General features: G+C 68.1%; 9 protein-coding genes and 1 pseudogene. 5 read left to right on the forward strand and 5 right to left on the reverse strand.

The genetic code is table 11. From position 1 onward, the window contains the following. Positions 1 to 156: 156 nt before the first annotated feature. The 3 genes and pseudogenes from AB0C46_RS40450 to AB0C46_RS40460 form a co-directional block, all read right to left on the reverse strand. Positions 157 to 303, reverse strand: a pseudogene (locus AB0C46_RS40450) (hypothetical protein); the annotation flags it as partial. Between the two features lie 72 nt (positions 304 to 375). Then, entirely contained in the window at positions 376 to 825 is a 450-nt protein-coding gene (locus AB0C46_RS40455) for a hypothetical protein (protein WP_362834133.1), read from the reverse strand. Next, positions 825 to 1,211, reverse strand: coding sequence for an SseB family protein (locus AB0C46_RS40460; protein WP_362834134.1), 387 nt, complete (start codon positions 1,209 to 1,211; stop codon positions 825 to 827). The genes AB0C46_RS40455 and AB0C46_RS40460 overlap by 1 nt, the downstream gene beginning before the upstream one ends. An 896-nt stretch (positions 1,212 to 2,107) precedes the next feature. On the opposite strand from AB0C46_RS40460, the gene AB0C46_RS40465 reads away from it, so the two are divergent. Next, positions 2,108 to 2,305, forward strand: a complete 198-nt coding sequence (locus AB0C46_RS40465) for a trypco2 family protein (RefSeq protein ID WP_362834135.1) — start codon at positions 2,108 to 2,110, stop codon at positions 2,303 to 2,305. Positions 2,306 to 2,684: 379 nt separating this feature from the next. On the opposite strand, the gene AB0C46_RS40470 is transcribed toward AB0C46_RS40465, so the two are convergent. After that, positions 2,685 to 3,935, reverse strand: a complete 1,251-nt coding sequence (locus AB0C46_RS40470) for an ATP-binding protein (protein WP_362834136.1) — start codon at positions 3,933 to 3,935, stop codon at positions 2,685 to 2,687. Next, positions 3,935 to 4,669: a response regulator transcription factor gene (locus AB0C46_RS40475; RefSeq protein WP_362834137.1), complete on the reverse strand. Its 735-nt coding sequence runs from the start codon at positions 4,667 to 4,669 to the stop codon at positions 3,935 to 3,937. Before AB0C46_RS40475 ends, AB0C46_RS40470 begins: the two co-directional genes overlap by 1 nt. A 235-nt stretch (positions 4,670 to 4,904) precedes the next feature. Here AB0C46_RS40475 and AB0C46_RS40480 point away from each other — a divergent pair, with 235 nt between their 5' ends. From AB0C46_RS40480 to AB0C46_RS40495, 4 genes are read left to right on the forward strand one after another with little or no spacing between them, the layout of a single operon-like run. Further along, positions 4,905 to 5,363 (forward strand): hypothetical protein, encoded by a 459-nt coding sequence (locus tag AB0C46_RS40480; protein ID WP_362834138.1) that lies wholly within the window; start codon positions 4,905 to 4,907, stop codon positions 5,361 to 5,363. After that, entirely contained in the window at positions 5,353 to 6,480 is a 1,128-nt protein-coding gene (locus AB0C46_RS40485; protein ID WP_362834139.1) for an efflux RND transporter periplasmic adaptor subunit, read from the forward strand. Before AB0C46_RS40480 ends, AB0C46_RS40485 begins: the two co-directional genes overlap by 11 nt. Next, positions 6,477 to 7,241: an ABC transporter ATP-binding protein gene (locus AB0C46_RS40490; RefSeq protein ID WP_362834140.1), complete on the forward strand. Its 765-nt coding sequence runs from the start codon at positions 6,477 to 6,479 to the stop codon at positions 7,239 to 7,241. The genes AB0C46_RS40485 and AB0C46_RS40490 overlap by 4 nt, the downstream gene beginning before the upstream one ends. Continuing rightward, positions 7,238 to 8,458, forward strand: coding sequence for an ABC transporter permease (locus AB0C46_RS40495; RefSeq protein WP_362834141.1), 1,221 nt, complete (start codon positions 7,238 to 7,240; stop codon positions 8,456 to 8,458). The genes AB0C46_RS40490 and AB0C46_RS40495 overlap by 4 nt, the downstream gene beginning before the upstream one ends. The last annotated feature ends 698 nt before the right edge of the window (positions 8,459 to 9,156 follow it).

Raw genomic sequence — 9,156 nt, forward strand, 5'->3', positions numbered from 1 at the left:
TCGCCGACTGGAACACCAACCCCAGGCCATACGTCTGGACGAAGACCGCCGACGAGATCCTCGAACGCCTCGCCGGCTATCTGAAACGAATTCCTGACTCAGGACACTAGCGGCCTTGGCGAACTCCTCATGTGCCGAGGCGAGGGTGGTGGGCAGCTTCCTGACCGCTTTGCGGAACTCGATGGCCGCGGTGCCGCTCCACTCGGCTTCGTCGACCTTCTTCAGGTTCCGTTGCGAGTCCCCGAACGCCTGAGCGTAGGTGTTCAGGATGTGGACAAGATCGGCTACTGCGTCCCGGGTCACCCGGGATCAGGTCCTTCTTGCTCGCATCTGCCGATATGCCACTCACGCCCGTGCTCCCCCGGTGTTTTCCAATTATCCAAATGCCCAGTCTTCAAAGCCCCGTTGGGCGTCATCGATGCCGTTGGGCCCGTCTGAGGGCGGCTTGTTTCCGCGCATCCGTTGCTGACCTTGGAAGACCGTCTTACCCAGACCTTCGCTCGGCATCATCGACAGATTGTCTTCGCTCGGCTTGAAGCCCTTGATGCCGCACTGCTCCGCCATCTCGTACGCTTCGATCGTCTGGTTCAGCTTCGTCACGATCTCCTCGGCGTACTGCGCCAGCTGACCCATGCCATAGCCCCACTGCTCCAGGAAAGTCTGGCCGCTGTCGCGCACACCTTCCGCGCCTGGGTCTTTGAGGTATGCCTGAAGTTCGTCCTTCTCGTCCTTGATGCGCTTGGCCGCTACCACCGAGTCGGTCAGCGGGACAAGCACTCGCACCAAGGAATCGATCTCAACCTTGTAGTCCGCACCGTCGCTCATCAGGCCCCCTGTTGGCTATCGCGAGGAGTTGCCGGTGCGGGGTCGAAGAACTGCGGGTGTGGTCCCATCGCATCCAAAATGAACCGGTGTCCGGCAGGTGCCAGCTCGGCCAGATCTGCGCCCGGCGCGGAAGCCCACGCACATACACCTGCGTAGCGGGCCAACTCCACAAGAGAGGAGAAGACCGGAATTACGCCTCCATCGCCCCCTGCGGGGTCAGCGACAGTGAGAAAGCCGGGCCGCTCCGGCCGTTGGAAGAACAGCTCAGCCCGTGAGAACGCCTCGGCGAACTCTGCACTCGTACACTCCCCGGCAGCGAACTCAGCCGCCGTCTCTGGCAAAGATGCGCTGGTCGCGCTAGGTTTCCCGCCCCCGTCTTCATGCATGATCCGGACCCTTACACAGGTCAACAGCAGCCTGCAACATGCATCTCAGACAGCCGCTGACCCTCCCTGCACTGCGAAGAGGCCAGACAGGGCAGCGGTAGGTGAATAAGTCAAGACGCGAGGGCTGGAGTTCGACTGGGCGAAGGAGGAGGAACTCCTCCTCGCGTCCGCTGCGTGAGCGGACGGCCCTGGAAGAGCCGTCTCCAGATGGACCACGGAGCATGACAACCTCGGCCCAGTCGGCGGAAAACGGGCAACGAAGCAGCAGAGATCACACCTCATCATGCTCTACGTAGGACTTTTAATCCGGTAGCCCACCGTATTCGCGCATGCACACCTCACCACTGGCGCAGACCCGCCGCACCCCTCCACACCCGGATCAGACCCATGCGAGTCGCCTCCGTCCCCCATCCCATCGCAGGCCAGCCCCATCCCAGCCCTTTAGCGCGGTACACCAGGGTCAGCAGCGGTCAAACCGACGGCCTCCGACAAGGCTCCCGCGCCCAGATAGTCGCAGTTCAGAGCACCATTGCGCCCCGAGCCGCCGTTGATTCCCAAGCTCAGAGCGCGGGTTCGATTCCCGTCACCCGCTCCATAGCGAAGGCCCAAGTCGGAGACCTGGGCCTTGTTTGTTGTCTAGACCTCTCCGGAGCGGGCGTGCCCTCTGCGTGCCCCAACTCCCCTCTACGGGGCGCACGGAGAGGTGCTGCACGACACCCCTGGAGTCCCGCGCCGAGTAGCGTCTCGAATCCCGATATGGGGCGCCTGTGACCTGCACCACTAACGCGTCAAGTGGGTGTGAACTCACGTCTGCAAAGAGGGCGGTTTCCGGGCTTTAGGTAGCGCCCATCAGTAGCTGGCTGGGCTACTGGAGTTCAGGTCTACGAGGGGGACCTATGGAGTCGGGTGGAACGGAACTGGCCGAGGCTCTCAAAGCCGTCCGGGAGGGCCTCGCGGCAGCACAACGCGATGGCGAGGGATCGCTCCTCCGATTCAGAGTCAGTGATGCGGACACGGCTTCGATCCCCTGCCGGGCGAAGTGGCGCTGGGCTGAGGACCCGAGTGAGCGCACACCTTCGCCAGCAGGGCCGTAGAAGTCAGCAATCCCCGTGACGACACATTCGGTTCAGGAAGCATCATCATCACGCCTGGCCTCGTGCTCACCGCGGCCCATGTCGCATGTCGCCAGGGTCCGGACGGTCAGCCTGTGCCGGTCCGTGCTCTCGACGGAGGGCCGGCAGTCAATGCGCAGGTGACTTGGCGCGACCAGGGCCTCGACAGCGCCATTCTGCAAACCGATCGGCAACAACTCGGTGTGGACGTACCGATCGTGAGGTGGGGTGAACTCACCTGCGAGCATCCAGCCGAAATGCTTGGCGCAGTGGTGTCACAGCGTACGTCCTGCTTCGTGGTTGCAGTTCTGGTTGCATTCACGGATATCCCGACGCGTTCAGCCACCGTCGGCTGGACCCGTCATGCGGGCAATCGGGCGGGGAAGGAGATACGGGCGGTCAGCCCCCCGCCGGGGTTGGGGAGGGCCCTCGCGGTGGCGGCGTGAGCGCGGGCGATGGAGACGACGATCGACAGGCCCAGACCGGCGCCCTCGCCCGGGGCGTGCCGACGCGCCTCCAGCCGGCGGAACGGCTCGAAGAGATACGGGATGGACTCGGCGGGAACGGCTGGTCCGGTGTTGGTGATCTCCAGCGTGCGGTCATGGACACTGAGCGTGATCCGGCCGTCGGGGCGGTTGTGGCGTACGGCGTTGCCGACCAGGTTGCGGATGAGATGCGCAAGCAGGACGGGGTCGCCGTCGACGGTCAGCGGACGGATGTCGGTGGCCAGGGTCAGGCCGCGCTGCCAGGCGTCCTCGGCGTACTCGGCGGCGACCGACTCGGCGAGATCGCCGAAGGCGACCGGCTCCCGGCGCTGCAGGCCCTGGTCGGAGACGGACAGCAGAAGCAGCCCCTCGATCAACTGCTCACTGTCTGCGGCTACCTCGATCAGCTTGTCGCGGATGCGCCGTACGTTAGCCGGGTCCGGGTCGGCGAGGCCGATCTCGGCGGCGGCGCGCTGTACGGCCAGCGGGGTGCGCAGCTCGTGGGCGGCGTTGGCGGCGAACCGTTGCTGGGCGAAGACCAGATGCTCGATGCGGTCGAGCATGCCGTCGAAGGTGTCGGCGAGCTGCTTGAGTTCACCGGGCGGGGCGTCCAGCGCGATCCGTTCGTGCAGGTTGGCTGCGGACAGCCGGCGGGCGGTGCTGGTGATCACGGAGACCGGGCGCAGCACCCGGCCGGCCAGCCACCAGGCCAGCGCCACCGAGATCACGGCGAAGACCAGCAGCGCGATCAGAGAGACGGTCAGCAGCTTGCTGAGCGCAGCTGCTTCCGCGGCATCGGTGATCTTCTTGGCGGCGCTGAGGGGTCCGTTGCCGGGCAGGAGCACGGGGTAGCGGTTTTGAGGTATCGGCAGGGTGGGCGGCACCATGATCGGGCCGAGGGCCGGCGGGGGTTCGATGGTGCCGGGCGGCGCATGCCCGCGGGAACTGCGGCGCACCGTGATGCGGACGGCGCTGCTCAGGCCGGAGTAGAGGCCCTGCCGTAGCAGGACGTAGACCAGGCCGATGAGCATCGCGCCGGCCAGCACCAACAGCCCGCCGTAGAGCGCGGTGAGGCGGACGCGTTCGCTGCCGGGGAGCCAGCGACGGGGCGGCAGGGGCACGCTCATCAGCGGGTGCCCCGCCCCGGCTCCATGCCTGCGCCCGGCTCTACGCCTGCGCCTGGCTCCTTGCCCGCACCCGGCCCGTCGCCCATCCGGTACCCGGCGCCCGGCACGGTCTCGATCACCGGCGGGTCGCCGAGCTTGGCGCGCAGCTTGCTGAGCGTGACGCGTACGGCGTTGGTGCGGTAGCTGGTGTGCTCCTCCCACACTTCCTCGATCAGATCGTCGCCGCTGACCACCGCGCCCCGGGCGCGCAGCAGCACCTCCAGCACCCCGAATTCCTTGCGCGACAACGCCAGTGGCCGGCCGTCGCGGACGGCCAGCCGGCGCGCGGTGTCGACGATGACGCCGGCCCGCTCGATCACCGGCGGCAGGGCGGGGCGCGCGCGCCGGCCCAGCGCCAGCACCCGGGCGAGCAGCTCCTCGTACGCGAACGGCTTGGTCAGATAGTCGTCGGCGCCCAGCCCCAGGCCCTCGACGCGTTCGTGGACCGTACCGGACGCGGTGAGCATCAACACCCGGGTCAGCAGGCCCTGCTCCACCACCTGCCGGCAGACCTCGTCGCCGTGCAGGCCGGGCAGATCGCGGTCCAGGATGAGCACGTCGTACGCGCCGAGCCGCAGTTTGGCCAGCGCCGTGCGCCCGTCGTGGGCGATATCCGCCGCGATCGCATCGCGGCGCAGACCCGCGGCGATCATGTCTGCGAGGAACTCCTCGTCCTCCACCACCAGTACGCGCATGGCCACATGTGTACCCGAGGCGGACCTTTCGGCGACGTAACCCCCCCCTCACAGCGACCCCTGACCAGGGAAAACACCATGCTGGAGCCGGTCGGCGCCCGGAGGTTAGAGAAACGAAATGCGGCCCCCTGCCAGCCTCTGCAGCGTCGGACACATCCGGATGCGGAGGAACACCATGAGGCAGGGCAGTAAGTCAGCTGGGCAGCGCCTTACCTCCGTCGCGACGGCAACGTTGATGGCGGGCCTGGCGCTCTTCGCCACGGCCTGCACGGGCGGGGACAGCGGCAGCGGGGGCAAGGGTCCGGGCGGCGGCTCGGACGTGAGCGGCAAGGGCAAGGCGGCGGACGCGGCGTACAAGCAGCGTAAGTGCCTGCGTGACCACGGCCTTGAGGTCCAGGAGCCGAAGACGGGCGAGGACGCGAACAGCATGCGCATCGTCGGCAACGCCGACTCGGAGAAGATGGAGAAGGCGTTCAAGGAGTGCCAGCGAGGCGGGCCCAACGCCGGCCAGAAGGGCCCGAGCCAGGCAGACAAGGACAAGATTCTCAAGATCGCCCGCTGTGTGCGGGAGCACGGCTTCAACATGCCGGACCCGAAGTTCGACGGTAGCGCCATACAGAATGCGCCAAAGATCCCTCCGGGCCAGCAGAAGCAGTTCGGGAAGGCATTCAAGGAGTGCCAGAATGCCGGCTGAGCCGGTGGCGGAGCGCCACCCCAGCCACCCCGCGGGCGCCCGCCGCGGACGCCGCACGACGTATCTGATCTCCGGCCTGGTCGTCGCCGCACTGCTGGCCGGCGGCGGGATCGCGGTCGGCAAGGTCACCGGCCGGGCGGACACCGGGCAGCAACAGCGTCACAGCGCCCGGCCGCCGGCCACCGACACCGTGCAGCGGCAGGATCTCAGCAGCAGCACCCAGGTCGACGGCACCCTCGGCTACACCAGGGAACGCAAGGTCAACCCCGGTGCGTCCGGCACCCTCACCTGGCTGCCGGCCACCGGCTCCACGGTGCGGCGAGACGATGCGCTCTACGAGGTCGACGGCCACCAGGTCCGGCTGATGTACGGACAGACGCCGATGTACCGGCAGCTCAAGCAGGGCGACGAGGGCAAAGACGTCCAGCAGCTCAAGGAGAATCTGCGGGCCCTGGGGTACGGGGACGGGCTCGCCGTGGACGAGGAGTTCACCGCGGGCACCACCGACGCGGTCAAGCGCTGGCAGAAGGCACACAGTCTGCCGCAGACCGGCGCCATCGGACCTGACCGGATCTCCTTCCAGCCGGGTGCGGTGCGGATCAACAAGAAGGATGCGGCGGTCGGCGATCCGGCCGCACCCAGCCGCCCGGTGCTGACCACCACCGGGTCCGCCCGCGAGGTCCTGATCAAGCTCGATGTCGCCCAAGCCGGTCTGGCGAAGCGCGGCACCAAGGTCACGGTGAATCTGCCGGACGGCGGCAGCGCCAAGGGCAAGGTCGCCTCGGTCGACCGGACCGTCACCGAGGAGGGCAGCGACCCACAGAGCAAAACCTCCAAGATCACCGCCCGGATCACCTTGACGGACCCCGGCAAGGTCACCGCCTTCGACCAGTCACCGGTCACCGTCGATGTCGTCGGCGAGGTCCGCAAGGACGTACTGACGGTGCCGGTCAATGCGCTGCTGGCGCTGCCCGGCGGCGGCTTCGGGGTGCAGATCGTCGAGGGCGGCACGGTGCGTGACATACCGGTGAAGCTGGGCATGTTCGGGCAGGGCCGGGTGGAGATCACCGGCGGCGGCCTGAAGCAGGGCTTGAAGGTCGGGGTGCCGAAGCAATGACAGCCCTCACAGACCCCGGCGGCCCGGACGACACCACCGCCACCACGGACGCGGACACCGCAGCCCTGGCCCGCGCCACCGACTACGTCGTCGAGCTGGCCGGCGTCACCAAGGAGTACCCCGGCGGGGTCGCCGCGCTGCGCGGGGTGGACCTGCGGATCACGCACGGCGAACTGCTGGCCATCGTCGGCCCGTCCGGCTCCGGCAAGTCCACGCTGCTGCACATCGTCGGCACCCTGGACCGCCCCACGGCCGGTGCGGTCACCCTCGCCGGCCATGACGTCGCCACGCTCAGCGACCGCAAGCTCTCCGCGCTGCGCGCCCAGCACATCGGCTTCGTCTTCCAGTCCTTCCACCTGGTGCCCGGCATCAGCGCCCAGGACAACGTCGCCGAGGGGCTGCTCTACTCCGGGCTGCCACGCGCCGAGCGCCGCCGGCGGGCGGCCGGCGCACTGGCCCGGGTGGGCCTTGAGGACCGGATGACGCACCGCCCGCACGAGCTGTCGGGCGGTCAGAAACAGCGGGTGGCGATCGCCCGTGCGGTGGTCGGCGAGCCCGATCTGCTGCTGGCCGACGAGCCGACCGGCGCGCTGGACTCCACCTCCGGAAAGGCAGTCATGGCGCTGCTGCACGACCTCAACGAGGAGGGCGCCACCATCGCCGTCATCACCCACGACAGTGAGATCGCCGCGGGTCTGCCCCGGCAGGTACGGATCCGCGACGGCCACGTGGTCGCCGACGCCCGGGGCGCGGAGCGATGAGCCGAGCGACAGACCGGCGTACCGGGCTCACCCGACTCTCCCCGGCCACCCTGGGCCCGCGCGACGTACTGCACGTCGGCTCCGCCGGGCTGCGCTCCCGCCCCATGCGGGTGGTGCTCTCCGCCCTCGGTATTGCCATCGGCATCGCCACGATGATCGCTGTGGTCGGCATCTCCGCCTCCAGCAAGGCCCAACTCCTGGAAAAACTGGATGCATTGGGTACGAACATGCTGGTGGCCACGCCCGGCCAGAGCATGTTCGGCGACGACGTGAAGCTGCCGAAGGGCTCGCCCGGGATGCTGGGGCGGATCGCGGGCGTCGAGCAGGTGGGCGCCACCGGCGATCTGGACCAGTCGGTACGGCGTACCGAGAAGATCCCTAAGGAGGAAACCGGCGGCATCACGGTCAAGGCCGCCGACGACGGCCTGCTGCGCACCCTGCGCGGCACCATGGCTTCCGGTGCCTGGCTCAACGCCGCCAACGACCGCTCGCCCTCCGTCGTCCTCGGCCATGTCTCCGCCCAGCGGCTCGGCATCACCGGCGCCGGCCAGCAGGTGTACATCGGAGGCCGCTACTTCACCGTCATCGGCATCATCGATCCGCTGCCGCTGGCCCCCGAGATCGAGCGCTCCGCCCTGCTGGGGTGGACGGCCGCGAGCAATCTGCTGGCCTTCGACGGCCACCCCACCTCGCTCTACGAACGCTCCACCGACGCGTCCGTGCACGACGTACGCGACCTGATCCCGCGCACGGTCGATCCGGAGAACCCGCACAACGTGCAGGTCACCGACCCGTCGTCGGCTCTCCAGGCCAAGGCGGAGACCGAGGGCGCGTTCACCAATCTGCTGCTCGGGCTGGGCGGGGTGGCGCTGCTCGTCGGCGGCGTCGGGGTCGCCAACACCATGATCATCTCGGTGCTGGAACGCCGTCACGAGATTGGCCTGCGCCGCTCCATGGGGGCTACCCGCGGCCAGATCCGCCTTCAGTTCGTGACCGAGTCGCTGCTGCTGTCGGGCCTGGGCGGCATCGCCGGTCTCGTGCTCGGCGCGACGGCCACCTACGTCTTCGCGGCGTCGGGCGGTATGCCGTGGGTGGTGCCGCCGTGGGCGGTCGGCGGCGGCTTCGGCGCGACGCTGCTGATCGGCACACTGGCCGGCCTCTATCCGGCCGTACGGGCCGCACGCCTGTCTCCGACGCTCGCGCTGCAGGCGGTGTAGAGCACACCAGGAGGGTGGGGAGAGCCGGCGGGCGTGGAGCGTACGGACCGGGCCTGGCCACACAGCATCGCGCGCATGCTTCCGGCTCTGGCCCCGCCACACGCCACGTTGCCCGTAGTCGACGGTGAGCTTGAGTGGGGCCTCGCAGTCCGTTGTCCTGGTGAACACCGCCGCATCGGGCCTCCCAGACTCTGAGGTCAGCCCTCACCCCTGAAGTCGCCCGTCATCATGCGCATCCCCCGCGATGCGAGCGGAAACGAGAACATGGCCGAACCTCGTTACCTTGCGATCGCAACGCCTCTCCTCCAACCTCATGGGAGACGCGTCGCCAACGCGCCCGGCCAAGCCCAAGAGGAGCGCTTAGGCCGCACTGACCAGCCTCGTGCCCCAACCGTGCCCTCCAGCACGGTCAACAGCGGTCAAAGCGGTACGCCAATGCACCACCGAACAGTCAGGCAGAACGGCGTTTCCCCTGGTCACGGGCCGAATCGATCTCACTGGTCCCATTGATTCCCAAGCTCAGAGCGCGGGTTCGATTCCCGTCACCCGCTCCATAGTTGAGGCCCAGGTCGACGACCTGGGCCTTGTTCGTTGTCTGGACCGCGCTAGATGAATGAGTCCGATGTTCTCAGTGGTCGTAGGCGGTCAGGGATCGTTTGGCTGGGGCTCCGGTGGTCCAGTTGTGCCAGATGGCGGTT

Source organism: Streptomyces sp. NPDC048637 (genome assembly GCF_040650675.1).
GTDB lineage: Bacteria > Actinomycetota > Actinomycetes > Streptomycetales > Streptomycetaceae > Streptomyces.

Coding starts and splice junctions, on each gene's coding strand:
- AB0C46_RS40455 (WP_362834133.1), bottom strand. CDS start 825: ATGAGCGACGGTGCGGACTACAAGGTTGAGATCGATTCCTTGGTGCGA.
- AB0C46_RS40460 (WP_362834134.1), bottom strand. CDS start 1,211: ATGCATGAAGACGGGGGCGGGAAACCTAGCGCGACCAGCGCATCTTTG.
- AB0C46_RS40465 (WP_362834135.1), top strand. CDS start 2,108: ATGGAGTCGGGTGGAACGGAACTGGCCGAGGCTCTCAAAGCCGTCCGG.
- AB0C46_RS40470 (WP_362834136.1), bottom strand. CDS start 3,935: ATGAGCGTGCCCCTGCCGCCCCGTCGCTGGCTCCCCGGCAGCGAACGC.
- AB0C46_RS40475 (WP_362834137.1), bottom strand. CDS start 4,669: ATGCGCGTACTGGTGGTGGAGGACGAGGAGTTCCTCGCAGACATGATC.
- AB0C46_RS40480 (WP_362834138.1), top strand. CDS start 4,905: ATGGCGGGCCTGGCGCTCTTCGCCACGGCCTGCACGGGCGGGGACAGC.
- AB0C46_RS40485 (WP_362834139.1), top strand. CDS start 5,353: ATGCCGGCTGAGCCGGTGGCGGAGCGCCACCCCAGCCACCCCGCGGGC.
- AB0C46_RS40490 (WP_362834140.1), top strand. CDS start 6,477: ATGACAGCCCTCACAGACCCCGGCGGCCCGGACGACACCACCGCCACC.
- AB0C46_RS40495 (WP_362834141.1), top strand. CDS start 7,238: ATGAGCCGAGCGACAGACCGGCGTACCGGGCTCACCCGACTCTCCCCG.